Genomic DNA, 25,277 nt, shown 5'->3' on the forward strand with positions numbered 1-25,277 from the left:
CGAAACGGCGCCGGATCTGTCCTGCACTGCTGGACAAGACCGGCACCGTTCTCTGCGACCCGAGTGAGCTGGGGTAACTAGGCCAACGTCGCGGTATCGATTACGAAGCGGTAGCGGACATCGGATGCCAGCACGCGCTCGTAAGCCTCATTGATCTGCGTGGCACCGATGACCTCGATCTCTGCGCCAATGCCATGCTGGGCACAGAAATCCAGCATCTCCTGGGTTTCCTCGATGCCGCCGATCTGCGAACCTGCGAAGGAACGGCGTCCCCCGATCAGTGCGAAGGCATTGACAGGCAACGGTTCTGCCGGAGCACCAACGTTGACCATGGTGCCGTTCACGCGCAGCAGTCCGAGGTAGGCACTGACGTCGATGGAAGCGCTGACGGTGTTGATGATCAGGTCGAACTTCTTCTGCAGATCCTTGAAGGTGTTCTCATCGCTGGTGGCCCGGTAGTCGGTTGCGCCCAGCTTCAGTCCATCATCCTTCTTCTTCAGCGACTGCGACAGAACGGTGACCTCAGCGCCCATGGCACTGGCGATCTTGACCGCCATGTGGCCCAGGCCGCCGAGTCCCACGACGGCAATCTTCTTGCCCGGCCCTGCACCCCAGTGCCTCAGCGGGGAGAAGGTGGTGATGCCGGCGCAAAGCAGGGGCGCGGCAACATCCAGATCGATGCCTTCAGGAATGTTCAGGGCGAAGTTCTCGGTAACCACGACATGCGTGGCGTAGCCACCTTGGGTCATGCTGCCATCACGGTCAAGAGCACCGTAGGTACCAACACTCTGCTCGCAGAATTGCTGGTCTCCGGCAAGGCAGTTCTCGCATTCCATGCAGGAATTGACCATGCAGCCCACGCCAACGCGGTCGCCCACCTTGTGCTTGGTTACCTCTGACCCGACTTCGGCAATGATGCCGGCAATTTCGTGGCCCGGGACCAGCGGATAGTTCTGGTTTCCCCATTCTCCGCGCACCGTGTGGATGTCGGAGTGGCAGATGCCGGAGAACTTGATATCAATCAAGACATCGTGCGGACCTACTGCACGACGTTCAATCTGCGTCGGAATGAGTCCATCAGTCGCAGAGTGCGCTGCGTATGCATTGACCATAGTTGCCATCAGGTTTTTCCTTTGTCTTGCGGGTTGCGACTGGAAATGTTCTGGACTGCGGCGATTGCCGCGGTCCGTCAGGGCAAAGCCCATGGAGAACAACAATCGACAGGCTATGAATAATCCCGGCTGGAGAAAATTTCCTTCCGCAGGTTTCCCTGCCTAAATGAGGATCAACGCGCACCGTGCTGGTTGCGCCCGGGGATCGCCAGGGCAGCAGCGCCGCATGATCTTCGCTGGTTGCCCAGGCTGCAAGGCCGCTCTCAAACGATGAATGGCAGCGACGCAAGTGGCTGGCACGCGCCTATCGCCCAAGAACTGCGTCTTTTGCCAATTCCCGGTAGGCTAGTACCTGGGTCTGCATGTTCTATGCGGGCCCCAAAAGAAAATAACTCCCAGGGCTGACTGACCGTTGGTCCCGACCGCCAGTTTCGCGGTCCTCGGTAGTGACTTTCGCTAGGGCAAATATGCGCCCCAGCGCGGGTCTCGATCGAAGACCAGATCTGGGTAGGGCCACACGGTTCGCTCATCCACCACGTGGGAGCGATCGAAAGGAGCACCCCCTTAATGGAGGGTCCAGAAATCCAATTCGCCGAAGCACAGATCGACAACGGTCGCTACGGCACCCGCACCATTCGCTTCGAAACCGGCCGCATTGCCAAGCAGGCTGCAGGTTCGGCAATGGTCTACATCGATGACGAGACCGCACTGCTCTCGGCAACTACCGCTGGCAAGCACCCACGCGAAGGCTTCGACTTCTTCCCACTGACCGTGGACGTTGAAGAGCGCATGTACGCAGCCGGCCGCATCCCAGGCAGCTTCTTCCGCCGCGAAGGCCGCCCATCGACCGAAGCCATCCTGGCTTGCCGCCTGATGGACCGCCCACTGCGCCCAGCCTTCGTCAAGGGCCTGCGCAACGAGGTCCAGGTTGTCGTCACCGTGCTGTCCATCGAGCCAGATGAGCTGTACGACGTCGTAGCGATCAACGCTTCGTCGATGTCCACCCAGCTTTCGGGTCTGCCATTCTCCGGCCCAATCGGCGGCGTTCGCGTTGCACTGGTTGATGACGGAAACGGCGCACAGTGGGTTGCCTTCCCACGCCACTCCGAGCTGAAGAACGCTGTCTTCAACATGGTTGTTGCCGGCCGTATCGCTGGCGACGACGTTGCCATCATGATGGTGGAAGCTGAAGCTACCGACAACGCTTGGGAACTGATCAAGGAACGCGGCGTCCAGGCTCCAACCGAAGAGGTTGTCGCTGAGGGCCTTGAGGCTGCGAAGCCATTCATCAAGGTCCTGTGCGAGGCCCAGGCCGACCTGGCTGCTCGCGCTGCCAAGGAAACCGTTGAATTCCCGGTCTTCCGCGATTACGAAGAAGATGCCTTCGCCGCTGTCGAGGCTGCTGCTTCGATCCGCTTGACGGAGATCTACACCATCGCTGACAAGCAGGAGCGCGACAACGCTGCCAGCGCATACAAGGAAGAGATCGTTGCATCGCTGGCTGGCGAAGGCAACGCTTTCGCAGGCCGCGAGGGTGAAATCTCCAAGGCATTCGGCGCTGTTACCAAGCACATCGTGCGCCAGCGCATCCTGACCGACCAGATCCGCATCGACGGCCGCGGCCTTGCTGACATCCGCCAGCTCTCCGCCGAGGTCGAGGTTCTGCCTCGCGTTCACGGTTCGGCAATCTTCGAGCGTGGCGAAACCCAGATCATGGGCGTCACCACCTTGAACATGCTGAAGATGGAACAGCAGATCGACTCGCTGTCGCCGGTGAAGACCAAGCGCTACATGCACAACTACAACTTCCCTCCATACTCGACCGGTGAAACCGGCCGTGTTGGTTCGCCTAAGCGCCGCGAAATCGGCCATGGCGCACTGGCTGAGCGCGCACTGGTTCCAGTGCTGCCTAGCCGCGAGGAATTCCCATACGCAATCCGCCAGGTCTCCGAGGCATTGGGCTCCAACGGCTCGACCTCCATGGGCTCGGTTTGCGCATCGACCCTGTCGCTGCTGAACGCTGGCGTGCCACTGAAGGCTGCCGTTGCAGGCATCGCCATGGGCCTGGTTTCGGACACCGTAGACGGCGAAACCCGTTACGCTGCCCTGACCGATATCCTCGGTGCCGAAGATGCCATGGGCGACATGGACTTCAAGGTTGCAGGTACCTCCGAGTTCGTTACCGCGATCCAGCTGGACACCAAGCTGGATGGTATTCCGGCATCGGTTCTGGCCGCCGCGCTGACCCAGGCTCGCGAAGCACGCCTGCACATCCTGAACGTTCTGAACCAGGCTATCGACGCTCCGGATGAACTGAACGTCAACGCTCCACGAATCATCTCCGTGAAGATTCCAGTGGACAAGATCGGCGAGGTCATCGGCCCTAAGGGCAAGATGATCAACCAGATCCAGGAAGACACCGGCGCTGACATCTCGATCGAAGATGACGGCACCGTGCTGATCGGCGCAACCAACGGCGAGTCCGCTGAAGCCGCCCGCTCGGCCATCAACGCTATTGCCAACCCTCAGGTTCCTGAGGTCGGCGAGCGTTACCTGGGTACCGTCGTGAAGCTGACCACCTTCGGTGCGTTCGTTTCGCTGACCCCGGGCAAGGACGGCCTGCTGCACATCTCCGAGCTGCGCAAGATCAACGATGGCAAGCGTGTCGAGGACGTCGAAGACGTCGTCGGCGTTGGCCAGAAGCTGCAGGTGGAGATCACCAAGATTGATGACCGTGGCAAGCTGTCGCTGGCTCCAGTCGTCGAGGAAGAAGCTGAAGAAGCAGTTGCTGCTGAGTAGTCTTTAGATTCTTGCTGAAAACCCCGATTCGCTTGGCGAATCGGGGTTTTTGCTTATTCTTGCCCGGGAGCAGGTTCCTGCCAAAGTCTTTGGCGGTCCTGGCTGGAGGCAAGACCTGATGACGCAGCCAATTGAACTCTCATAGATCTTCTCCAAGTTCCAAAGCGGGTGCCGCTTGGCGGAGAGAACCTATCGCGGGGGCTCGCGCTTCCAATTCAAGAAGCATCTGCAGTGCCTCGCGAGAAATTGTGCGCAAGGCATTTCCACTGCGCCGCGCTGCCCTTTCGGACGACCTCAGTGGAGTTTCTCAGGCGCTAGCTGCCAGCCTGATACCCAGTACCTTGCGGGCCGCAGCTAGCGCCGGACAACACGTGCTGTACCCCATTGCCGCTTTCCAGCCACGTTGGCTTTGGGCGGAGGCAAGCACTGACCTTAACCAGATAAAACCATCTGGGTCAGATGGACTGCGGAGAGTTGAACCAGCGGTCCTAGTGTCCAGAGTGTACTCGTTCCGGTTCGCTCAGGCGCAGAGCCGCAGGCGGGAAGGCGCTGATACCCCTGATTCGATCGCTGGCCACCTAGGATAGGAACGAGGAATAGAAAAAGTAGCCGTAGCGCAAATGAAGGACGTTGAACCAGTGGATATCGGGGGAACGAAACTGCAGCATCAGAATCTGCTGGTGACGCTGTACGGCCTGTATGGCGAATCGGCCAGTGGCTCTTTCCCTGTTTCTATCATCGTCGAGATGTTCGATGCCTTGGGTATCAGGTCGCAAGCAATCCGCTCCACCATTTCACGGTTGAAAAGCCGCGGCGTGCTAATTAACGAACGCGCAGGGAACGAATCCCAGTACCAGCTCTCCGCCGAGGTTATGGACAGCTTCCGGAAGGACGACCAACGGATCTTTGCTCCTTCGCGTTCAACCTCCGGGGACTCCTTGGTGCTGGCTATTTTTTCCGTACCCGAGAGCGAGCGGAATCGCCGGTACGAACTGCGCACCGAGCTGGCTAGCTTAGGGTTCGGGATGGTCTCCGGAGGAGTGGCCGTGGGGCCGCATCTGGCATTCGAGCAGGCTAAGGTCCGCTTGGATGCGCGAGGATTGTCCAAGTACGTCGAGTTCTTCAAGGCTGACTACATGTCCCCTGCCGATATCCGGGACAAGGTTGCCCAATGGTGGGATCTTGAAGCACTGGACCATCAGTACACCGACTTCCTCCAGTTGTATGTCGGACGCTTAGGAACGTGGCAGCAACGGCTAGCTGATCCCGTCGAGTCAGCCGAGCAGCGCTCGGAACTGGAGCGGGCGGCTTTCGCCTTCTATATTCCGATGCTTACGCGCTGGCGGCGTTTCCCTTATCGGGATCCGAATTTGCCCTTCGAATACCTGCCTGATGGGTGGAAAGCTCCGCAGGCCAAGAAGACCTTCCTGGCGTTGCACGCGCTGTTGTCCCCGCATGCGGAGCTATACGCGAGTCGGCTACTCGGCTCGCGCGTCGACTAGTACCTGCCGCATCCAGGTCTGCACGGCCTGCCAATGATGCTGCTGCGGGTCGATGATTTCAAAGTGGTCCAGCGACCGGTGGATCATTTGTTCCGGCAGAACGTGTCCGGCCAGGGAATCCAGGTATTCCCGCGTGTGCTCCAGCGGTACCCGGTCGTCGTTGAACCCGTGGACCAAGAGCGTTGGCACCGAAGGCGGTGGGGCCTGGATTGGCGAAGCATCGTGGTAGATTGCCGGAATCCCGGCCGGAGAATCGCCGAAATATTCCATTGCTGCACCATCGCCGAGGGATTCTGCATGCACCTTGGAAGCATCGGTGACTGGAGCGAGGCCTACCACGGCATCGGCGAAATTGGAGTTCAGCAGCGCCAATTGACCGCCGACCGAATGTCCGATAAGAATAGCTGCCTCGGATTGGCCCTGGTATCGCAACGTGCTGCGCACGAGCTGGATTGCCGCGGCCACATCGAAAGATGGGGTGGGCCACGGGTGGTCCGGACCGCGCCGGTATTCCACGTTGGCCACGCTCCAGCCAGAGCGCAGCAAATCGTCAGCCATCGGTTGCATCACGCTGGCGGTGATCCGCTGGCGCCAGTAGCCGCCGTGGACCAGGACCGCAGTGCCCAGGGAAGGCTGTTTGAACGGGTGCGCCAGGATGAAATGCTGGTCGGGATGATCCCCGTACTTGAGCAACTCGGACTCTCGCGTATTTTGCGGCACTGCGCTTTTTCCTTCCATCCTGCGGCGGCCGGCAGGAGTATCCCTGCCGGCCACGTAGTAATTTCTGCCAATGCTAGTCTGCGCCGGGTACGGATCCCGGTGGCAGGAAGTCCACGTCACGCAGTGCTGAGAGGCGGACAACTTCCTCCGGGTCAGACAAGTTGTGAAGCTCATCGAAGAGCGTGGACAGTTGTCCCGAAGGGCTTACCCAAAAGAGCGATTTGCCCGGTGCGCCATCCTTGACGTAGTAGGCGTGAGGAAGTCCCATGGGCATGCGGACGGTATCGCCAGGCCCGGCCTTGAACCATTCGCCGTCCAGGTACAGGGTGTAAGTGCCTTCCATTATGTAAATGTGCTCATCTTGCTTAGGGTGCACGTGCGGAGGCACACCGGTTCCAGTGGGATCAAGGGAAAGCCATGCAAAGCTGCTGGAACTCTCGACCTTGGAGAGATAGGTGTGGCCGAGGACATTCCACGTCTTGTTGCCCATTGATTCACTGGCCAAAGTTATGCCCTTGGGCAGATCGCCCAGAATGATTTCTTGGCCTTGCTGCTGTTCCATGATGACTCCTTAACGGGTAGATGGCTGGTGCGTCCAGCATGGCATGAATCACATTAGATATGCAATAGGTCTTGCGATCGCAAAATTCGGTGTATAGGATTTCTATCACTTCGGCCTATGCTGCCGGACTCTTCACTACCCTCGCAATTCACGCATCGCGGTCCAAGGGACCCGTTGCTGCACTCTACGAGTAAGGCACCAATGTGAATACCACTCAGGTAAAAGGAATGAGCGTCTACACGCTTGGCACCGGAGGCGGCCCGATCGTTTCCAGTTCCCGTGCTGGCACCAGCACGGCGATCAGGGTCGATGGGGCAACCTACGTGATTGACTGCGGCATGGGAAGCATCCGCAATTACCGGTCGCATGCCGAATGGGGCGAATTGCGCGCGGTGCTGCTGACCCATCACCACTCGGACCACATCTACGATCTCGGCGCCTATCTGGTGACCGGGTGGCAGGTCCCGGGGGAGTCTTTCGCCCGGCCTATCCAAGTTTTCGGCCCTGGACGTCCCAATCGCATCCCCGCCCTTGGCCCGGAGCACGAGCAGCAGATCGCTTCGCGCGTCGCCGAGCGGGAAATGACCAGCACCGAAGAAATCGTCGATGCGCTGCTGGACAAGGTCTTCTCCTCCGACGTGTTGATCCGCATGGCCGATGAAGGCCGCGACGAACCCCACGAATGGATCCAGTCGCAGAACATCCAGATCCCCGAGGCATCCGGGGCCTGCGCAGTTGAAAACCGCCACCCGGAAATGGAGCCCTTTGAGATCTACCGAGATGAGCTGGTGGCGATCTCCGCGATTCTGGTCGACCACCGCTTGTGCTTCCCGGCATTCGCCTTCCGGATCGACTCGCGCTACGGTTCCGTCGTGGTCTCCGGAGACACCGCCTACTCCGAGAACTGCATCAGGCTCGCCCGCGGAGCTGACTTGCTGCTGCATGAGGTCATCGATCTGCCTGGCATCCTGGCGACATTCCCGGACGGCCCGACGCGCGATGGCATCGAAGTGCATTTGCGTGAATCGCACACGCCGTACAGCGAGGTGGGCAAGGTCGCCGCGAAAGCCGAAGTCGGCGCGCTGGTGCTGCATCACATCGTTCCCAACACCCCCGGTGCCGCTGATCTGGAAGCTATGCTGGAGACCGCACGCGGTGATTTCGCGGGGAATGTATCCATCGCCGAGGACAATGACGTCTTCAGCATCGGCCCGGCGGCGCTGGAACTCTCCGCGGCCGATTCCAAGGGGAGCTTGGTATGAGTACGACACAGAATCTCGCGGACCACACCTTGCGTGCGGCCATCGCCAACGGCAAAATGAACCGGCGCGCCTGGATGGTGACCGGCATGCTGGTACTCTTCCAGATCGTGAACTTCGCCGACAAAGCTGTCCTGGGGCTCGTGGCTGATCCCGCCATGCGCGAACTCGGGTTGACTGCCGGTCAGTTCGGCTTCATCGGCAGCGCCTTCTTCTTCCTCTTCGCCATTGTCGGCGTTATTGTCGGCTTCCTGGCCGGAAAGGTATCCACCCGCTGGATCTTGCTGACCATGGGCATTGCCTGGGCAGTCCTGCAGTTCCCGATGCTCTTCGGCGGAGGCGCGGCAATCCTGCTGGTCACACGCATCCTGCTGGGTGGAGCCGAGGGGCCGGCGACCCCCATTTCGCTGCAGCATGCCCACGGCTGGTTCAATGCGAAGGAACGTGGGCTGCCCAGCAGCGTCATCGCTGCCGGTTCAACCCTGGGGCCGATCCTCGCGGCTCCTGCCCTTGCATGGATCATCGCCAACCCGGCCCTGGGCTGGCGCTGGGCCTTCGGTTTCCTGGGGATCTTCGGGCTGCTCTGGAGCGTAGCGTGGCTGCTTCTGGGCCGCGACGGCCCGTACAGCCATTCCACGGCGGGCAAGGCACAGGCGAAAGCCGGTGCCATCTCGTTGGCGGAGGACCAGCAGCAGGCTGGGCAGAAACCGGAACCGGTCGCCGAATTCGACCTGCAGGGCAAGGGGAGCATTGCGGATTCCTCCGATCTGCTGAAAATCGTGCCGATTCGACGAGTCCTGGGCTCGTGGATGTTCGTGGCAGCGGTGCTCGCAGGTGCCGGCTGCTTCTGGGCGCAGGGTTTCTTGACCACGTGGTCCCCGAAATATCTGGGATCCGTCGTTGCCCTGACACCGGAAATGATCGGTTTGGTCTCCACCTTCCCCTGGGTGATCGGCGCTATCGCGCTGCTGGTTTTGGGCTTCGGCTCCCGCTACTTGATGAAGCGCGGCGTGACGGTTCGCTGGGCCATGGGCGCCCTGTTCGGCGCAACGTTGCTGATTTCCGGGGTCTGCTTCTCGATCCTGCCCTTCCTCTCCGGCTACGCCGCCGTGGCGATGCTGACTCTCGGTGCCGGTACGGCAATGATCTATCCCTTGGCTCCCACGGCAATCGCCTTCAGCGTCTGCTCCAGGCAGCGCGCGGCCCTCATGGCCACGCTCACTGGACTGGCTTCGGTGGGCGGCGTGGTCGCTCCCGCAATGGTCGGTGGCCTGATGGACAGCGCGGGCTATATTCCCAGCCCTAAGGGCGTGGCTGACTCGGCGGAGATGGCCGAGTTGCTGGCTCAGGGCATGAATGCCTCATTCGGGATGATCGGAATCTACCTGGTTGTTGTTGGCATCTTCTGCGTCTTGATGCTCAATCCGGACCGGACAGCGCGCAAGCTGCAGACCAGCTTCACGTTCACCGGCTAGCCAAGATCGCCCCGGATCGAGCTGCAGGATCCCATCGGCCAAGTCGCAACGGCCGATGGGATTCTGCTGCACATGGCGATCCGCGGCCTAGCTCCTATGGATGCCGGTGGGAGTGATGGCGCAGGAAGCATGGCCGCACTCAGGGCAGGCATTCATGGAATGCGCTGCAATGCCTGCATGGCTGTTTCGCCTTTTGGAAAATCCCTTTGCATTCCACCCGGCCATCGTTTCCCCGGTGCCAGCGCACTTGCATTTCGCAAGTGCCATCTTGCCGGCAAGCAGACTCTTGGCAGGCCCGGGGGTGCTGGAAAAGGATAAAACCGTGGCACACCGCTGTGCGCGGTGTGCCACGGTTCGGGACGTTCGTGCTGGAAGGTGCGCAGAGCCAGGGCTAATCGGACGCGAAGGCCTGTTTGGCCTCGGCAGATCGGGCGGCATCTGGTTTGATGCGTGGTGGAATCATCGCCACGGAAATGGCGGCGACTACGCCGACGATGGCGAAGAATACGAAATTGAACTCGAAGCTGATGCCCGAAGCCGCGATCCAGCCGCCGATGATGGGGCCGGAGATGGCGCCGATGCGGGCGAAGGACAATGCCCAGCCCGTGGCCGTGCCGCGCTGCGCGGCCGGGTAGTAATCGGCAATGTATCCGGTGAGAACCAGCGACGTGGAAATCGAGCCGATGCCGGCGAAGGCCACGAAGAACAGATTGACCAGCATAGTATTGGGGAACATCAGCAGGAGGATGCCTCCCGCACCGAGCAGGTAGAAAATCACCAGAATGGTCTTCTGCCCGTACTTGTCGGCGAGGAAGCCCAGGGCCAGTCCGCCGGCGGCTGAGGCGAGGGAGAAGACCAGCAGGAATGTTAGCGAGGAACCGAGGTTGTACCCTGCGCTGCGCATGATCTGCGGCAGCCAGGTATTCAAGCCGTAGACCAGGACCATGCCGCAGAATAGCGAGATCCAGAAGAAGATGGTTGATCGCAAGTACGTTGCGGAGAACATGGAAGCCATGACCTGGCGCCAGGGGGCCTTGCCGGTGCGAACCGGTGGCGCCACGGGCTCGTAATCGGGGATGCTGTGCCGGGCGGCCAGTGCTTTGGCTTCGCTGATCCGCCCCTTGGATACCAGATATTCAAGGGATTCGGGAAGCATCCAGGCAACTAAGGGAAGTAGAACTACAGGTAATGCGCCCACCGCGATAACCCCGCGCCAACCTATCGCGGGCAGAAGCGACATGGCGACCAAGGCAGCGGCGACGATTCCCAGGGAATAGCCTGAGTACATGATGCCGTAGTTAAGTGAGCGTTTCTTGGGTGGCGAATACTCGATGGTCAGCGCGGCGGCCACCGGGATGATGCCGCCCATACCCAGTCCGCCGATCAGCCTGAAGAGGCCGAATATCTCGGGAGTAGGAGCTAGCGCGGCACCGGCTTGGGTGATTGTGAAGACTAGCATGGCCAGCAGGAGCATGCGCTTACGGCCGATGATGTCGCTGAGCGTGCCGATGAACAGTGCGCCGAAGAGCATGCCCACCAACGCGTAGGCTCCGAGGCCGCCGAGCTCCATGGGACTCAGCGACCATTCCTTGTATTCGGCCAATGCCGGGAGCACTGCACCGAGCACGCCGACGTCGTAGCCTTCGGCCAGGATGGCCAGCCAGCAGGCGAAGAGCACCATTGAGGTGGTTCGTTTGGGGATTTTCCAATCCGCGGCTGCGGGGGATTTTGGCATTTGTTCAATCTCCTTGTGTGGGTAGGGCGGAGTTCTTGGAACACCAATAGGATTATCACGTTAAAGTGACGTGCGTTACAATAGCTATACACTTTTTATTTAGGGGGATCTTGATGCCTGCATTCGCGGGAATGGACGAATCCGGGCAGTTGTTGCAGCAGCTCGCCGCAGACTTCATCGCGTCGGGAATCGCAGGAACGGCGTTGGAGCGAACCATTGAATGGGTTGATACCGATGCTGCGGGGCATCATCATAATTCAGCCATCTTGCGCTTCGTCGAGGCGGCCGAAGCCAAACTGTTTCGCGAGGCTGGCGCGGAGTCCTACTTCTCCATCTCGCCACGAGTCCGCCATGAGGTCGACTATCGGGCCAAGCTGTATTTCGGCCAAGCGGTGACCACCGCGATTCGCGTGGAGAAGGTCGGGGCCAGTTCGATGTCGTTCGGATTCAAGGTCTGGGGGCATGCGCACCAAGGGCGCGGGTTCGCGCTGGCCGCTGAAGGCCGTTTCGTGACAGTGTGCGTTCCAGTTGGCGGTGAGTCATCTGCCCCCTGGCCCCGTGAAATCCTCGCTGGCATTGATGCTGGTTCCTGAGCGCGGCACCGCGCTCCGTGCGAGCTGGTGGATATATGCGCGAGCCAGATTTGCGGAACTAGGTCTTCGCCCCTGGTTCTCCTTCGGGTGGCCTGTTGGCTAGCAGAGGTGGTGCTGGTAGATTGAAGCTAATTCCGCGAATGTGACGATCGTCAGGATCTCTCTATCGTCGGAATGTGTCCTGGACCGTCTCTGCCCAAGGAGAAACAATGCCTGCTGCCGAAGAAACTTGCACGAGCGCGATATTGTCCGCTCTGGCCTCCGGGACTGTCCAAGTCCATGACCTGACTGCCCCGCTGTCGGACAGGACTCCAACCTTAGTACTGCCCGATCCGTTCTCGAACCTCATTGATTTCAGTCTCGAAGAGGTCTCGGCCTACAACGAGCCCGGACCATACTGGAAGCACCACAATATCCATACTGGTGAGCACATCGGAACGCATATAGATGCGCCGATCCACTGGATTTCGGGACGAGGGGGCAAGGACGTGTCGCAGATTGATCCGCAACGCCTGGTAGGTCCGGCCGTCGTGTTGGACTTCAGATCCTTAGCAGCAGATGATCCGGATGTTCTCATCGATGTGCACCATTTGGAAACGTGGCAATCGGAATATGGGCGGTTTCCTTCCAACGCGTGGCTGCTTTTCCGCACCGGATGGGAGCAATACGGTGATGACAAGACAGCTTTCCTGAATGTCGATGCCACCGGATCGCATACTCCCGGGTTTACTGCGGAGTGCGCCAGATACATCGCCGAGAAGCTGGACATTTCCGGCATCGGCGTGGAAACGGTGGGGATCGATTCCGGCAATGCTGGAGCACTGGAGCCGCCATTCCCCATGCATTACTTCCTGCTCGGTGCAGACAAATACGGGATCACCTCGCTGAAGAACTTGGACAAGCTGCCCGTGTTCGGAGCGATGCTAGTGGTTGCCCCTCTGCCCATAGTTGGCGGTACCGGCGCACCGACCCGGGTGCTGGCATTAGCGCCCCAAAACACCAAGAAAATGGAGGCACAATCGTGAACGTTGCTGAACTGGTCGGCAAGACGCTGGCAAACTTGGGCGTAGGGCACGCTTTCGGCGTGGTGGGAAGCGGGAACTTTGATGTCACGAATGCACTGATTGCCAACGGGGTGCCATATACCGCAGCGCGGCATGAGGGCGGCGCAGCAACGATGGCCGATGCCTACTCACGGACCAGCGGCCAGATCGGCGTGGTCTCGGTGCACCAGGGGTGCGGCCTGACCAACGCGGCCACCGGCATTGGAGAAGCCGCCAAGTCACGCACCCCGATGATCGTGCTGGCCGCCGAAGCCGCCCCGAGCGCCGTGTATTCGAACTTCGCCATGGACCAGGGCTCCTTCTCAACCTCCGTCTACGCCGTCTCCGAACGAATCCACAGCGCCCGCACGGCAGTGGCCGATACAGTTCGCGCCTACCGCAGAGCAGTGAACGACCGGCGGACGGTTGTACTGAACCTGCCATTGAACATCCAAGGGCTCGAAGCTCCGGAATCCCCGGTGGCAGCCGAGGTGGTTCCGGCGGAGCCGGTCCGCCCCTCGCGTGCCGCGGTGCGAGCGCTGGCGGTACTGATCGAAAATGCCCGGCGCCCGGTGTTCGTCGCAGGGCGCGGCGGACGCGGGGCCAAGGCCGAAATCCTGGCGCTGGCCCGGCACAGCGGGGCGCTGGTGGCGACCTCGGCGGTGGCCAAGGGCCTGTTCAACGACGAGGAATTCAGTCTCGGGATCTCCGGCGGGTTCTCGTCGCCGCTGGCCGCCGAGTTGATTGCTGGAGCAGATCTGATTGTGGGCTTTGGCTGCGCGCTGAACATGTGGACCATGCGCCACGGACGGCTCATTTCCGAGGGCACCAAGGTAGTGCAGGTGGACCTGGAAGAGTCCGCCCTGGGGGCGAACCGGCGCATCGACTTGGGCGTGATCGGCGACTCGGCGCAAAGCGCACGCGATGCGCTGGAATATCTTGAAACGCAGAAGATGCCGGCGCGCGAAGGCTACCGCACCTCCGCGGTGAGCCAGCAGATCGCCGAGGGGGCCAACTGGAGCCAGGTAGCCTACCGGGACCTGTCCACAGACGACCGCATCGATCCGCGAACTCTGACCAAGTCGCTGGATGAGCTGCTGCCGGCCGAGCGCATCGTCAGCGTGGACTCGGGCAACTTCATGGGATACCCGAGCCAGTTTCTCGCCGTTCCAGACGAGCACGGTTTCTGCTTTACCCAGGCGTTCCAGGCGATCGGCCTGGGGCTCTACACGGCCATCGGAGCGGCTTTGGCGCAGCCCGGGCGCTTGCCGGTGCTCGGCACCGGAGACGGCGGATTCCACATGGCCATCGCCGAACTGGATACCGCGGTTCGGCTGAAGCTGCCAATGGTGTGCATCGTCTACAACGATGCCGCCTACGGGGCGGAGGTACATCATTTCGGCGATACGGGTACGGCACCGAATATGGACTCGGTGACCTTCCCTGACACCGATTTCGCAGCCATCGGCCGCGGTTTCGGAGCCGATGGCATCACGGTGCGCAAGCTGGAGGATCTTGACGCGGTAGCCAGCTGGCTCGGCTCGGATCCCACGGGGCCGCTGGTCATCGACGCGAAAATCGCTTCGGACGGCGGTGCGTGGTGGCTAGCGGAGGCATTCAAGGGGCACTAGCCCAGCCCTGGAACCGCGATTGCTGGTGGGTGGCCCCGGTGCGGCGCATGGTGCGCTGCGCCGGGGCTCGCTTGCACCTTCAAGGCGTCGCTGATCTTTTCAGGCTCGCGCGGCTGGCTTGAGCCGCCAGTCTTCTCATTCCCGGTGCCTGGACCTGCCTGTGCCAGCTTCATGCGCTTGCGCATCAGGAAGTACGGGGCAGAGACGGTCAAGGCGAAGGGAATGCCGAACAGCAACGTCATGGAGAATTGCTCGGTGAACAAGGTCGTGACCAGCAACGCGGCCATCAGCTGCGCCCCGGCCGCGGATCCAGCGGGATAGTACGGCAGGCGGTATTTAAGCGGTGCTGCACTGCGCCGATGGGAACGGCGGAAGAACAAGTGCGTGATGAAGATCAGCATCCAGGCCATCATTGCGCCGAACATCGACAGTGCCATCATTATTGTGAAACCGGATTCTGGATTCGATGCGTAGATGATGGCGGCCACGGCGATTCCGCCAGCAGAGAGCAGCAGGGCGTTGACCGGCGCGCCGTTCTTCTTCAATTTACCCAAGCTGCTCGGAGCCTGCCCGGCGCGGGATAGAGAGAACATCATTCGCGTGGAGATGTACAGCTGCGAGTTCATGGCGGAGAGTGCGGCGATGATGACCACGAAATTGAGAATGGAATCGGCAAACGGGATGCCGATCACCTGCATCACCGTGACGAACGGGCTGTCGCCTTCGAGGATCTCGCTGACGGGTGCGATGGCAAGGATCAGCGACAGGGTCAGGATGCAGAAGAGGAAGAGCCTGAACCAGGTCACCTTGAAGGCCTTCTTCACTGCGACTTCGGGATCTCTTGCCTCACCGGCTGCGACGGCGATCATTTCGATGCTCAGGTAGGAGAAGATCGCCACGACAACGGCAAACCAGACACCTTGGGCCCCGCCCATGAAGAATCCGGATTCCGCGGTGTAGTTCTGGAAACCGAAATCGTTGCCCCGCTGGCCGAAGACCAGATAGGCGGCAAGCAGGATGAACGCGGCAATAGCGAATACCTTGGTGGCGGAGAACCAGTATTCCAGTGTTCCGAAGGCCTTGACATTGAACATATTCACCCCGATCAGAAAGACCGACAGGCCGATGATCCACACCACTGCGGGGACATCCGGGAACCACATTCGCATGTAGTCGCCCACCGCCGTGATTTCGGTGCCTACGGCCAGTACGATGCAGGACCAGTACAGGTATTTGAGCAGGAACCCGGTGAATGGGTTGATGTAGTGTTCGGCGAAGGCGCCGAAGGAGCCGGTCGTCGGGTGCGCCACGGTCATCTCGGCCAACGCTCCCATGAGCAACACGGCGATCAACCCGCCGATGGCGTAGCTGAGGGTCACGCTGGGCCCGGCGAAGGAAATGGCGAACTTGCTGCCGAGAAACAGGCCCGTGCCGATGGCGCCGCCAAGCGCAATCATGCTCAGCTGGCGCGAAGTTAGCTCCTTCGACAGGCCGGCTTCTCGCTGTGCGATTTGATCCAGGGAAGATTTCATTGAATTATCCAAAGGTGGTTTGGTGGCCGATTTGGGATCCGAGCCGAGCCGCCAAGCGGTTCCCGTGCCCGGCAAAAAGCCGCAGGATCGGCAGCCCAAACAGGGCCGCCAATCCTGCGGCTGGCAGCAACAGCTAAGCGCTGGTTACCAAATTGGAGGTTTCGGATTTCCTGGCCGGAATCCAGCGCAGGTGCGTTTGCTCCTGTTCCTCGGCTTCCCGAACCAGCGAGAGCCGCGGGCGGACCGCGTCGGTGCGGGCGGCGGGCGGCTTGCGGCGTCCGGCCTTGAAAGGCAGCGGCCAGGTGGCGCCGTCACCGGTATAGTCCTGCTCGGCGGCTGCCTGCAAGGTCCACTGCGGGTTGTACAGGTGGGTGCGTCCCAGCGCCACCAGATCCGCGCGGCCTGCCAGCAGGATCGAGTTCACGTCGTCGTAGGAGGACACCGCGCCCACCGCGATCACCGAGACCCCTGCCTCGGTGGCGACCTGGTTGCGGATCCTGTCGGCGAATGGCGTCTGGTAGCTGCGCCCGAAAGCCGGCTTCTCGTCCTTCACGATCTGCCCCGACGAGACGTCGATGAATTGGGCGCCGTGGGCGATGAAGGCCCGGGCGATGTCCACGGCATCTTCTTCGGTATTCCCGCCTGGCGACCAGTCGGTAGCCGAGATGCGCACGCCGATGGTCTTGCTTGCCGGCCATGCTTCGCGGACCGCATCCAGGACCTCAAGCGGGTAGCGCAGCCGGTTCTCCAAGCCTCCGCCGTATTCGTCGGTGCGCTGATTGGACAGCGGCGAAAGGAAGGAAGAGAGCAAGTAGCCGTGGGCCATATGCACTTCCAGCACGTCGAATCCTGCCTCATCGGCGCGGCGTGCCGCGGCGGCGAACTGCTCGCGCACCTCGTCCATCTGCGCACGGTCCATTTCCACCGGCACATGGCAGCCTTCGCCATAGGGCAGTGCGCTGGGAGCGAGCACATCCCAGTTGCCTTCTTGCAGCGGCTGGTCGATGCCTTCCCACATCAGCTTCGTCGAACCCTTGCGACCCGAGTGGCCGAGCTGGGCGCCGATCTTGGCGTTCGAATTTCCGTGCACGTAGTCGGTCACGCGCTTCCAGGCAGCGGCCTGCTCATCGGTGTACAGGCCAGTGCAGCCCGGGGTGATGCGGCCGATATCGGAAACGCAGACCATTTCGGTCATCACCAGCCCGGCCCCTCCCATGGCCTTGGAGCCCAGATGGACCAGGTGGAAGTCCCCGGGCACCCCGTCGGTGGCCGAGTACATGTCCATGGACGAAACCACCACGCGGTTGGCCAGCTCGGTGTTGCCGAGCCTATGCGGCTGGAACATCGCCGGTGCAACGGAAGGCGAAGCGTTGAGCCGGGCGAAGTTCTCATCGACCTGCTGAGCGAATCCGGTATCCCGCAGCTTCAGGTTCTCGTAGGTGATGCGCCGGGAGCGGGTGAGCAAGTTGAAGCAGAACTGCACCGGGTCCTGGTCCTTGTACTGCCCGATGTTCTCGAACCATTCCAGCGAGGCCTGGGCCGCGCGCTGGGTGGATTCGACCACTGGGCGGCGCTCGGTCTCGTAGGCGGCCAGCGCCGAATCAACCTCGGCATGCTCATGCAGGCAGGCAGCCAGGGCCAGAGCGTCCTCCATGGCCAGCTTGGTGCCCGAGCCGATGGAGAAGTGGGCAGTGTGCGCGGCATCGCCCAGCAGGACGATGTTCCCATGGCGCCAGTTCTCGTTGCGCACCGTGGTGAAGTTGATCCACTTGGAGTTGTTAGTCAGCACCTGGTATCCGGCCAGTTCCTCGGCGAAGATCCCGGCCACCTTGTCCACCGACTTCTGGTCGCTCACGCCCGGGCCGAAGACCTCGTCCTCGGTCTCGTCGAATCCGGCCGCACGCCAGACGTCTTCGTGCATTTCCACGATGAAGGTCGAACCCTCGTCCGAGTACGGGTAGCCGTGGATCTGCATGGTTCCGGCATCGGTTTCCTTGACAAAGAACTTGAAGGCCTCGAAGACCTGGTCGGTGCCCAGCCACATGTACTTCGAGGTCCGCGGATCAAGGGAGGGCTTGAAGGAGTCCGCGTACTTGGTTCGCACCGCGGAGTTCAGCCCGTCAGCGGCCAGCACCAGGTCGTACTCGTCCGCCAGCTGCTCCACATCCGGGGCAACGGTGGAGAAGCGCACATCCACGCCCAGTTCGATGCAGCGGCGCTGCAGCAGCTGGAGCAGTTCCTTGCGGCTCATGGCCGCGAAGCCCTGGCCGCCCACGGTGTGCATCTGGCCGCGGAAGTGGATGTCGATATCGCTCCAGCGGGCGAAGCGCCGGGACATGTATTCGGCCACCACCGGATCGGCGTTGCCGATGCCGCCCAGGGTCTCATCGGAGAACACCACGCCGAAGCCGAAGGTGTCCGATGCGGCATTGCGTTCCCACACGGTGACATCGTGGTTCTCATCCAGCTGCTTCATCAGAGCCGCGAAGTACAGGCCGCCAGGGCCGCCGCCGATAACTGCAATCTTCATGGTGTGTCCTTTCATCAGCCCCGGAGGGCGATTGGGCCGGGGCCCGAAAAATATCTGGGGAGTTTATGCGACCGGGGAGCCGTTGAAGGCCTCGCGCAGCTTGAAATGCTGCAGCTTGCCGCTGGGATTTCGAGGCAGCTCGGTGACAAAGCGGATTTCCCGCGGGTACTTGTACGGGGCAATCGTGGCTTTGACGAAGTCCTGCAATTCCTTGGCCTTCGCCTCATCGGCTTCGGCGCCTTCGACCAGAACCACGAACGCGCAGACGATTGATCCGCGGTTCGGATCCGGGCGGGCGACCACCGCGTTTTCCAGCACATCGGGATGCTGGTCCAGGGCTTGCTCGACTTCCGGGCCGCCGATGTTATATCCGGAAGAGACGATCATGTTGTCGCTGCGCGCCTGGTAGGTGAAGAAACCGTCCTCGTCCCGGGAGAAGATGTCCCCGGTGATGTTCCAGCCGCTTTCGACGTAATTGCGCTGCCTCGGGTCATCGAGATAGCGGCAGCCGGTCGGCCCGATAACCGCCAGGCGCCCCGGCTCGTTGGCCGCGGCTTCGTTGCCCTCGGCATCCAGCACCGTGGCGCGGAAACCGGGAATGGCCTTGCCTGTGGTTCCCGGCTTGATGTCCTTGCCGGCGGCGGAGACGAACACGTGCAGCATTTCGGTGGAACCGATGCCGTTGACCAGTTCCAGCCCGGTTGCCTCCCTGACCTGGTGCCAGGTGTCGGCAGGCAGGTGCTCGCCGGCGGAGACCGCCACGCGCAGGGGCCTGAGCAGGTCGGCCTTGCCGTTCTTCAAGATGGCCCGGTAGGCGGTGGGGGCGGTGAACAGGATGGTTGCCCCGGCCGCGTGGGACTGCTCGGCCAACTGCACCGGGGTGGCGCGTTCGGTCAGCAGCGAGCTGGCGCCGAAGCGGAAGGGGAAGACCACTAGCCCGCCCAGTCCGAAGGTGAAAGCCAGCGGCGGGGAACCGGCGAAGACATCGTCCTTGGTGGGTTCCAGGATGTAGCGGGCAAAAGTGTCCGCATTGGCCAGGATGTCCCGGTGGAAATGCATGGTGATCTTAGGGACGCCAGTGGTTCCCGAAGTCGGTCCCAGCAATGCCACATCATCTGCGGCTGTGGCCACCGCGGTGAATTCGCCGGATTTGCCTGCTGCCTGCTGGGCCAGATCGTCGCGGGACGTGCCGCCGTAGCTGATGACCGGATAGCCGCCGCCGCTGGCCTTGAGCGCGTCCTCGGCGAAGCGGTGGTCGGTGATTAGCGCCACCGGGCCGGTCAGCGTGGCCAGCTTGGAGATTTCCGCAGCGCGCAGGGCAGCCATCGTGGTGACCACAACACCGCCGGCCTTGATCACTCCGAGCCAGCAAGCTACCAGCCATGCGTTGTTCGGACCGCGCAGCATTACCCGGTTGCCCGGCACCAAGCCATAGTCCTCGACCAGCACCTGGGCTACCTGGTTGGCCCGCTTGAGCAGCTGCCCGTAGCTCAGGCTGGTGCCATCGGGGGCCAGCAGCGCCGTGCGCTGGGCGCCGAACTTCTCGACGGACTGGTCGATCAGCACTTCGGCGGCATTGAGCCGGTCCGGGTACTGCAGCTCGGGCAAGGTGAATTCCAGCGTCGGCCACAATTCGGGGGATGGAAGATGGTCGCGGGTAAAGCTATCGACATGTACAGAAGGTGAAAGTTCCATAAGGCAACTCCGTTGGCAGGTTCGGTGGGAAGTCCTAGTTGGCGTTCCGCCCGGGGCGGATCATTCCTTCTTGGGCTACGGTGGCCAGCAGCTTGCCATCGCGGGCATAGAAGCGCCCGATGGCCAGTCCGCGGTTGTCCTGGCTCGAAATGGCTTCCTGAGCGTAAAGCACCCAGTCGTCCATGCGCCCCTCGCGATGGAACCACATGGAATGGTCCAAGCTGGCGGTCACCAGGCCCTCATCGCCCCAGCTCAGCCCGAGACCGCGCATGATCGGCTCCAGGATGGTGTAATCGCAGACATAGGCCAAGGCCGCCTTCTGAATCACCGCATCATCGGGCAACGGTGAGAAGGCCCGGATCCAGACCGCTTGGCTGCCGGACTTTTCGCGCTCGCCGGGAAGGTAGATGGCTTCGGGAACATGGCGCATGTCGAAGCTGCGGCCGCCGGCCCAGTACTTGGCGGCGTCGCCCTCCACGCCTTGCAGGGCCTCGGCGGCGCTGGCCAGGGACTGCGGATCCAGATCCAGCGAAGCGCCGGGGGCATCGAGCGCGAATTCGGCCCCGTCTTCCGGAACGTGGAAAGAGCCTAGCGCGCAGTAGACCGGCTTGCCGTTCTGGAAGGCGCGCACCTGGCGGGTGGAATAGCCGCGGCCATCGCGCAGGTGCTCCACCTCGTAGCGGACCGGCTGGTGCATATCCACTGGCCGCAGGAAGTAGGAGTGCATGGAGTGCAGGCTGCGGTCGGCACCCACCGACTTCATTAGCGAAAGGGCACCCTGGGCAACCATGTCGCCACCGTAGGCCTTGGGCCAGGGCACGTACTGAGGGATGGCGGTGAACGCCTGGTCGAAGACCTCCGCAGCGCATTCGGTCAGGTTGATGGCATCCAGGAAGACCTGGGCGGACAATGCTGTGGTGCTCATGCTCGGCGGTATCCTTCCAAGGTTTCGTCAGCGACATCAGCGAGATTGACCACGATATTCTCCGGGGTCCGGGCAGTGAGCCACACCAGCTCCTCGGTGACCGACATGTTGGCCTCGACATGGGGCATGAACGGTGGGACGAAGACCCAGTCGCCGGCCTTCATGTCGGCGTACTGCTCGTAGTTCTCGCCGAAGTAGATCCGGCCGTGGCCACGCAGCACGTAGCCGCCGGTTTCCGCTTCACCATGGTGGTGGGGGAGGGAACGGTAGCCCGGGACATTGGAGACCTGGCCGAACCAGATCTTTGTGGCGGGCGTGTGCTGGATGCTGACGCCCGAGACGCGGATGCAGTCCCCGGACTGGGCGGTGTTGGTGTCCTCGGATCCTGCCCGGGTGACTACGGGGACAACCTGGCCATTTTCCGAGGCATAGATCGAATTGTCGCCTTCGGTGCGGTAGGTTATGGGTGCTTCGGTCATGGTGTGCTCCTTCAAATTCGGTAGAGGGATGTTGCTGATGGTCATTGGGACAGGGCCGGGCTGTTCACTCGGAGCCGGAACCTGTTGGAGAGGATGCCGATGCCAGGGATTTCGGTTTCGAGCCGGTCCCCGTCAGCGAGGAAGCGAGGCGGAACCATGCCCATTCCGACTCCGCCGGGGGTCCCGGTCAGCACGATGTCCCCGGCACGAAGCGTGGTGAATTCGGAAATGTAGCTGACCAGCCGCGCCGCGGAGAACACCAGCGTCGAGGTGTTGCCGCGTTGCACTTCCTCGCCGTTGATGCGGCAGATGACCTCCGCGCCGGCCACCGGGTCGATCTCATCTGCCGTGGCCAGCACGGGACCCAGGGGAGTGGTGCCGTCGAAGGCCTTGCCTTGGAACCACTGCAGGGTCCGGCGCTGCCAGTCGCGCATCGAGACGTCGTTGGCTACCGTGTATCCGGCAATGGCGGCCTGGGCTTCTTCCAAGGACGCTGAGCATGCATCTGAACCAAGCACTACTGCCAATTCAGCTTCCCAGTCGACATTGGCGGAGGAAGCGCTGGAAATCTCGGCGTCGGGATCTGCCAGGGTGTCGGCGAACTTTGCGAACAATGTGGGATATTCGGGCAGTTCCCTTCCCATTTCCAGGATGTGGTCGCTGTAGTTCAGCCCGCAGCAGATCACCTTGGCGGGCGCTGGCAGCGGATTAAGCTGCCGGGCCTGCTCCGCGGGGATAAGATCGCCTGCGGTACTGGATTCCAGGGCTTCGGAGGCGATTGCTTTCCAGTCCTGGTGCTTGAGGAACTCGCTGAGATCGCCAGCTGGCAGGGGCAGATATCCCTGATCGGTCTGGATTGCCGCCAGGCTCTTCCCGCCGGCGCGGATCGTTGCGAGTTTCATGTGTGGATTCCCTTTGTCAGTTGGGTGAAAAGCTATGTGTCGACTTTTTTACCGCCGTCACGTAAGCTCAATGTAGCACGCATCACAAAGATGGCGCTAGAGCCAATTGGGGCAAATTTCATGCACCCGGTACAAGGAGTAGGAAATGACTGAAACCAAGTTGCACCGCAACGAGACAATCAACCCCGCATCCATGGCGAAGCCCTCTGGCTATGCCCACGGAGTCAAGGCGGGGGATACGGTCTACCTCGGCGGGCAAACCGCTCTGGACAAGGATATGAAGATCGTGCCCGGCGGCATCGTGGAACAGTTCAAGCAGGCATTCTCCAACGTGCTGACCACCTTGGTTGAAGCCGGGGGCCGCCCCGAGGACCTGACCAGCGTGACCATTTACTTGACCGATGTGGATGATTACATGGCCCATGGCAGGGAAATCGGGCGCCTTTGGCGCGAGATGGCCGGTTCGGAATATCCTGCGATGGCAGGGATCGGGGTAAGCCGGCTTTGGCAGCAGGAAGCCTTGATTGAAATCCAGGGCGTGGCTGTCATCCAGGACCGCAACTAGTCCCTGGATGCGGAACAGGGCTGCGAAACCAATTGGTTTCGCAGCCCTGTTCCTATCGGTCGAGGCGCAAAGATCAGCGTTGCTCGCCGATCACCCGCTGTACATGGCGCGAAGCCAGTGGCGACAGCAGCGTATGCAGGTCCTTGAACAGCGCTTCAGCCTTCAACGCGTTCCAATCCTCCGGGAGCAGCTCGGCCGGCAACCCGGGATCGGAATAGGGGAATCGGCGCCACTGGGTAAGCAGGACCAGATGGTCCGCGAAGCCCTGGGCATCGATCTCAGGGCTGTGCTGCGTGCCGGCGCGTTCCTTCCAGAATTCCAACCGTCCCTGGTTCTCCTTCAGGAATTCGGAGTACATAGCTTCCAGGGTCCCTAAATCCCACCAGGAATCCAGGTTCTCGCGCAGCTGCGCGCCGCCGATGTGCTCGGCCAGGAAGAACTCGAAGTACTTGTCCAGGCCGTGCCGGGCGAAGTAGGCCAAGGCAGGATCCTTGGCATGTTCCGGTGCAATCCAGAGCCCGGGGACCACCGAACCGAAACCCATGCGCACCAGGGAGGAACGGATCTTGTGCCGGATGTTGCGCTGGGTTTCGGGGACCGTGAAGGTTGCCAGCAGCCAGCGGTCTTCGGCCGTTGCGCGGCGTGGATGGAAAATCCGCTCGTCGCCTTCGGCAAAGGTGGTCAGCACCGATTCGGACAACGAGTATCCGTTGCGACCGCGGACTTGCACGCTGTCGATGATGCCGCGCTTCTTCAATCGGGAAATCGAGGAACGAGTGCCTGCAGGCTCGACTCCCACGTCCTGCATCAGGGATATGATTGCCGCCACCTGCAAGGCGCCGCCGTGCTGGCGGGCATGCATGCCGAAAAGCGAAACGATCAGCTGGTGGTGGCGGGGCATGGAGAGCTCTGCTGCACCGACGTGTGGTTTTGCCTGTGCTGTCATGGAACAATCTCCGTTCGCTGCTGGTGTTTCAATTCTAGAGCTAACCTTCGGTGGAAGGTCCCGGCGGCAGTCTGCTACCCCAGGTGCTGGTCGTAGAACTCGCGCAGCTGGACGCTCTTCTGCTTGGCGATATCATCCCATTCGTCGATCGACGCCGAATCATCCGCGTAATCGGAAGGGATCTTGAAGATCTGCAGCGGCACGTTGAAGCGTTGGCAGATGCTTGCGTAGGCGTAGCCTTCCATATCGACCAACGAAGCGCCCAAGGACTTGATGTGGATACGCTGCTCATCATTCGAGACGAACACGTCGCCGGTAGCCATGGTGACCTGGAAATCAGGAAGCAGGATGGCGCCGGTAGGGTCCACATCTGCCGATGGCAGCGGGAAATCATGCTGGATCAGTTTGGTGATCTGGTAAATAGTGTCCAAGCTCGGGCGGTCTTCACCGGCATGGCCAACAACTCCAGCGGTGCCAAGCACGACGACGTTTTTGATGTTGCCTTCAGCAAGCGCGCCAGCCAAGGCTACCGACGCGTTGACCTTGCCAACACCAGAAATCAGGTGCTCGACATCTGCAAAGGCTACGGCTTCGTCTGCATGCGCAAAGACGAGCAAGGACTTCTGGTCCGACATGAACTTCCCCTCTAAAGAAATCAGTTCGGGGATTGCTGCCCCGAACGTCCTAAGAAGTCTATCGGTTACCTCCTTCGATAAGCTCTCGATTCGCCAGACGGTGAGCAGATAGACTTTGCATATGAGTGATATTGAACTTGCTGAAGTTGAAAGCTTTGCACTGGACCACACCAAGGTCAAGGCGCCGTATGTGCGCAAAATCGGGGTGGAGCACGGTCCCAAGGGAGACGCCATCTCCAACTACGACATCCGTTTAGTGCAGCCGAACCACGGTGAGATTCCAACGGCAGGTTTGCACACCATCGAGCACACCATGGCTGGTCTGCTGCGTACCCGCATCGATGGCCTGATCGATTTCTCCCCATTTGGCTGCCGCACCGGCTTCCATATGATCTTGTGGGGCGAGCCGACACCGGAGGTCGTCGCCGCTGCGATCAAGAGCTCGCTGGAAGATATCGCGGAGAAGGTTACCTGGGAAGATGTTCCAGGAACCGAAGCCGTAAGCTGTGGCAACTACCGCGACCATTCCCTGCACTCTGCTCGCGAGTGGGCCAAGGTCGTCTTGGAGCAGGGCATCAGCCTTGATGCGTTCGATCGTTCCAAGCTTGCCTGAGCAATAGCTTGAGATCTGGAAATC

Annotated in this window: 21 protein-coding genes; 9 read left to right on the plus strand and 12 right to left on the minus strand. The window is 61.2% G+C overall.

The features are described 5' to 3' along the window. Positions 1-77: 77 nt before the first annotated feature. Positions 78-1,121 (minus strand): NAD(P)-dependent alcohol dehydrogenase, encoded by a 1,044-nt coding sequence (locus CQ012_RS08250; protein WP_105658212.1) that lies wholly within the window; start codon positions 1,119-1,121, stop codon positions 78-80. Between the two features lie 558 nt (positions 1,122-1,679). Here CQ012_RS08250 and CQ012_RS08255 point away from each other — a divergent pair. Together CQ012_RS08255 and CQ012_RS08260 are read left to right on the plus strand one after the other, a co-directional pair. Then, complete coding sequence (locus CQ012_RS08255) at positions 1,680-3,911, plus strand: polyribonucleotide nucleotidyltransferase (RefSeq protein ID WP_105658211.1); 2,232 nt, start codon at positions 1,680-1,682, stop codon at positions 3,909-3,911. A 620-nt stretch (positions 3,912-4,531) separates the two neighbouring features. Then, the gene (locus tag CQ012_RS08260; protein ID WP_105658210.1) at positions 4,532-5,413 is read left to right on the plus strand and encodes a PaaX family transcriptional regulator; all 882 of its coding nucleotides are present in this window, start codon (positions 4,532-4,534) and stop codon (positions 5,411-5,413) included. Here CQ012_RS08260 and CQ012_RS08265 read toward each other — a convergent pair. Both CQ012_RS08265 and CQ012_RS08270 read right to left on the minus strand, forming a co-directional pair. Further along, positions 5,390-6,133: an alpha/beta hydrolase gene (locus CQ012_RS08265; RefSeq protein ID WP_181148899.1), complete on the minus strand. Its 744-nt coding sequence runs from the start codon at positions 6,131-6,133 to the stop codon at positions 5,390-5,392. The two genes, CQ012_RS08260 and CQ012_RS08265, sit on opposite strands and share 24 nt — an antisense overlap. 73 nt (positions 6,134-6,206) lie before the next feature. Beyond that, complete coding sequence (locus CQ012_RS08270) at positions 6,207-6,695, minus strand: cupin domain-containing protein (RefSeq protein ID WP_105658208.1); 489 nt, start codon at positions 6,693-6,695, stop codon at positions 6,207-6,209. Positions 6,696-6,922: 227 nt separating this feature from the next. Here CQ012_RS08270 and CQ012_RS08275 point away from each other — a divergent pair, with 227 nt between their 5' ends. Together CQ012_RS08275 and CQ012_RS08280 are read left to right on the plus strand one after the other, a co-directional pair. Then, positions 6,923-7,957, plus strand: a complete 1,035-nt coding sequence (locus tag CQ012_RS08275; protein WP_105658207.1) for an MBL fold metallo-hydrolase — start codon at positions 6,923-6,925, stop codon at positions 7,955-7,957. Then, positions 7,954-9,429 (plus strand): MFS transporter, encoded by a 1,476-nt coding sequence (locus CQ012_RS08280; RefSeq protein ID WP_105658206.1) that lies wholly within the window; start codon positions 7,954-7,956, stop codon positions 9,427-9,429. Before CQ012_RS08275 ends, CQ012_RS08280 begins: the two co-directional genes overlap by 4 nt. Positions 9,430-9,820: 391 nt before the next feature. Here the strand turns inward: CQ012_RS08280 and CQ012_RS08285 are convergent, their stop codons facing one another. After that, a complete protein-coding gene (locus CQ012_RS08285) occupies positions 9,821-11,164 on the minus strand; it encodes an MFS transporter (protein WP_105661850.1) in 1,344 nt (447 codons plus the stop codon). 113 nt (positions 11,165-11,277) lie between these two features. On the opposite strand from CQ012_RS08285, the gene CQ012_RS08290 reads away from it, so the two are divergent. The 3 genes from CQ012_RS08290 to CQ012_RS08300 all read left to right on the plus strand — a co-directional run bounded on the left by CQ012_RS08290 (position 11,278) and on the right by CQ012_RS08300 (position 14,431). Further along, positions 11,278-11,757, plus strand: coding sequence for an acyl-CoA thioesterase (locus CQ012_RS08290; protein ID WP_286134605.1), 480 nt, complete (start codon positions 11,278-11,280; stop codon positions 11,755-11,757). A gap of 209 nt (positions 11,758-11,966) precedes the next feature. Further along, a complete protein-coding gene (locus CQ012_RS08295) occupies positions 11,967-12,782 on the plus strand; it encodes a cyclase family protein (protein WP_105658204.1) in 816 nt (271 codons plus the stop codon). After that, positions 12,779-14,431 carry a thiamine pyrophosphate-binding protein gene (locus tag CQ012_RS08300; RefSeq protein WP_105661852.1) on the plus strand — a complete coding sequence of 551 codons (1,653 nt, stop codon included), beginning with the start codon at positions 12,779-12,781 and terminating at the stop codon, positions 14,429-14,431. The genes CQ012_RS08295 and CQ012_RS08300 overlap by 4 nt, the downstream gene beginning before the upstream one ends. Here CQ012_RS08300 and CQ012_RS08305 read toward each other — a convergent pair. The 6 genes from CQ012_RS08305 to CQ012_RS08330 form a co-directional block, all read right to left on the minus strand. Then, positions 14,428-15,963: an amino acid permease gene (locus tag CQ012_RS08305; RefSeq protein ID WP_105661853.1), complete on the minus strand. Its 1,536-nt coding sequence runs from the start codon at positions 15,961-15,963 to the stop codon at positions 14,428-14,430. The genes CQ012_RS08300 and CQ012_RS08305 overlap by 4 nt on opposite strands. Positions 15,964-16,096: 133 nt before the next feature. Then, complete coding sequence (locus CQ012_RS08310) at positions 16,097-18,493, minus strand: bifunctional salicylyl-CoA 5-hydroxylase/oxidoreductase (protein ID WP_105658202.1); 2,397 nt, start codon at positions 18,491-18,493, stop codon at positions 16,097-16,099. Between the two features lie 63 nt (positions 18,494-18,556). Then, on the minus strand, positions 18,557-20,188 hold the full coding sequence (locus CQ012_RS08315; protein ID WP_105661854.1) for an AMP-binding protein: 1,632 nt from the start codon (positions 20,186-20,188) through the stop codon (positions 18,557-18,559). Positions 20,189-20,222: 34 nt separating this feature from the next. Further along, positions 20,223-21,113, minus strand: a complete 891-nt coding sequence (locus tag CQ012_RS08320; RefSeq protein WP_105661855.1) for an acyl-CoA thioesterase — start codon at positions 21,111-21,113, stop codon at positions 20,223-20,225. Continuing rightward, the gene (locus tag CQ012_RS08325) at positions 21,110-21,592 is read right to left on the minus strand and encodes a cupin domain-containing protein (protein WP_105661924.1); all 483 of its coding nucleotides are present in this window, start codon (positions 21,590-21,592) and stop codon (positions 21,110-21,112) included. Before CQ012_RS08325 ends, CQ012_RS08320 begins: the two co-directional genes overlap by 4 nt. Before the next feature lie 41 nt (positions 21,593-21,633). Continuing rightward, the gene (locus CQ012_RS08330) at positions 21,634-22,494 is read right to left on the minus strand and encodes a fumarylacetoacetate hydrolase family protein (RefSeq protein ID WP_105661856.1); all 861 of its coding nucleotides are present in this window, start codon (positions 22,492-22,494) and stop codon (positions 21,634-21,636) included. Positions 22,495-22,639: 145 nt separating this feature from the next. Between CQ012_RS08330 and CQ012_RS08335 the strand changes: the two genes are divergently transcribed. Then, the gene (locus tag CQ012_RS08335; RefSeq protein ID WP_105661857.1) at positions 22,640-23,059 is read left to right on the plus strand and encodes a RidA family protein; all 420 of its coding nucleotides are present in this window, start codon (positions 22,640-22,642) and stop codon (positions 23,057-23,059) included. Positions 23,060-23,132: 73 nt separating this feature from the next. On the opposite strand, the gene CQ012_RS08340 is transcribed toward CQ012_RS08335, so the two are convergent. Next, positions 23,133-24,005, minus strand: a complete 873-nt coding sequence (locus CQ012_RS08340; RefSeq protein WP_105661858.1) for a PaaX family transcriptional regulator — start codon at positions 24,003-24,005, stop codon at positions 23,133-23,135. A gap of 74 nt (positions 24,006-24,079) precedes the next feature. Beyond that, positions 24,080-24,640 (minus strand): phosphorylase family protein, encoded by a 561-nt coding sequence (locus tag CQ012_RS08345; RefSeq protein WP_105661859.1) that lies wholly within the window; start codon positions 24,638-24,640, stop codon positions 24,080-24,082. A gap of 121 nt (positions 24,641-24,761) precedes the next feature. Between CQ012_RS08345 and CQ012_RS08350 the strand changes: the two genes are divergently transcribed. Next, on the plus strand, positions 24,762-25,253 hold the full coding sequence (locus tag CQ012_RS08350; protein ID WP_105661860.1) for an S-ribosylhomocysteine lyase: 492 nt from the start codon (positions 24,762-24,764) through the stop codon (positions 25,251-25,253). The last annotated feature ends 24 nt before the right edge of the window (positions 25,254-25,277 follow it).

The sequence above is a fragment of the Arthrobacter sp. MYb214 genome, from assembly GCF_002979865.1.
In the GTDB taxonomy this organism is placed as follows: Bacteria; Actinomycetota; Actinomycetes; order Actinomycetales; family Micrococcaceae; genus Glutamicibacter.

Coding starts and splice junctions, on each gene's coding strand:
- CQ012_RS08250 (WP_105658212.1), bottom strand. CDS start 1,121: ATGGCAACTATGGTCAATGCATACGCAGCGCACTCTGCGACTGATGGA.
- CQ012_RS08255 (WP_105658211.1), top strand. CDS start 1,680: ATGGAGGGTCCAGAAATCCAATTCGCCGAAGCACAGATCGACAACGGT.
- CQ012_RS08260 (WP_105658210.1), top strand. CDS start 4,532: ATGAAGGACGTTGAACCAGTGGATATCGGGGGAACGAAACTGCAGCAT.
- CQ012_RS08270 (WP_105658208.1), bottom strand. CDS start 6,695: ATGGAACAGCAGCAAGGCCAAGAAATCATTCTGGGCGATCTGCCCAAG.
- CQ012_RS08275 (WP_105658207.1), top strand. CDS start 6,923: ATGAGCGTCTACACGCTTGGCACCGGAGGCGGCCCGATCGTTTCCAGT.
- CQ012_RS08280 (WP_105658206.1), top strand. CDS start 7,954: ATGAGTACGACACAGAATCTCGCGGACCACACCTTGCGTGCGGCCATC.
- CQ012_RS08285 (WP_105661850.1), bottom strand. CDS start 11,164: ATGCCAAAATCCCCCGCAGCCGCGGATTGGAAAATCCCCAAACGAACC.
- CQ012_RS08290 (WP_286134605.1), top strand. CDS start 11,278: ATGCCTGCATTCGCGGGAATGGACGAATCCGGGCAGTTGTTGCAGCAG.
- CQ012_RS08295 (WP_105658204.1), top strand. CDS start 11,967: ATGCCTGCTGCCGAAGAAACTTGCACGAGCGCGATATTGTCCGCTCTG.
- CQ012_RS08305 (WP_105661853.1), bottom strand. CDS start 15,963: ATGAAATCTTCCCTGGATCAAATCGCACAGCGAGAAGCCGGCCTGTCG.
- CQ012_RS08310 (WP_105658202.1), bottom strand. CDS start 18,493: ATGAAGATTGCAGTTATCGGCGGCGGCCCTGGCGGCCTGTACTTCGCG.
- CQ012_RS08315 (WP_105661854.1), bottom strand. CDS start 20,188: ATGGAACTTTCACCTTCTGTACATGTCGATAGCTTTACCCGCGACCAT.
- CQ012_RS08320 (WP_105661855.1), bottom strand. CDS start 21,113: ATGAGCACCACAGCATTGTCCGCCCAGGTCTTCCTGGATGCCATCAAC.
- CQ012_RS08325 (WP_105661924.1), bottom strand. CDS start 21,592: ATGACCGAAGCACCCATAACCTACCGCACCGAAGGCGACAATTCGATC.
- CQ012_RS08330 (WP_105661856.1), bottom strand. CDS start 22,494: ATGAAACTCGCAACGATCCGCGCCGGCGGGAAGAGCCTGGCGGCAATC.
- CQ012_RS08335 (WP_105661857.1), top strand. CDS start 22,640: ATGACTGAAACCAAGTTGCACCGCAACGAGACAATCAACCCCGCATCC.
- CQ012_RS08340 (WP_105661858.1), bottom strand. CDS start 24,005: ATGACAGCACAGGCAAAACCACACGTCGGTGCAGCAGAGCTCTCCATG.
- CQ012_RS08345 (WP_105661859.1), bottom strand. CDS start 24,640: ATGTCGGACCAGAAGTCCTTGCTCGTCTTTGCGCATGCAGACGAAGCC.
- CQ012_RS08350 (WP_105661860.1), top strand. CDS start 24,762: ATGAGTGATATTGAACTTGCTGAAGTTGAAAGCTTTGCACTGGACCAC.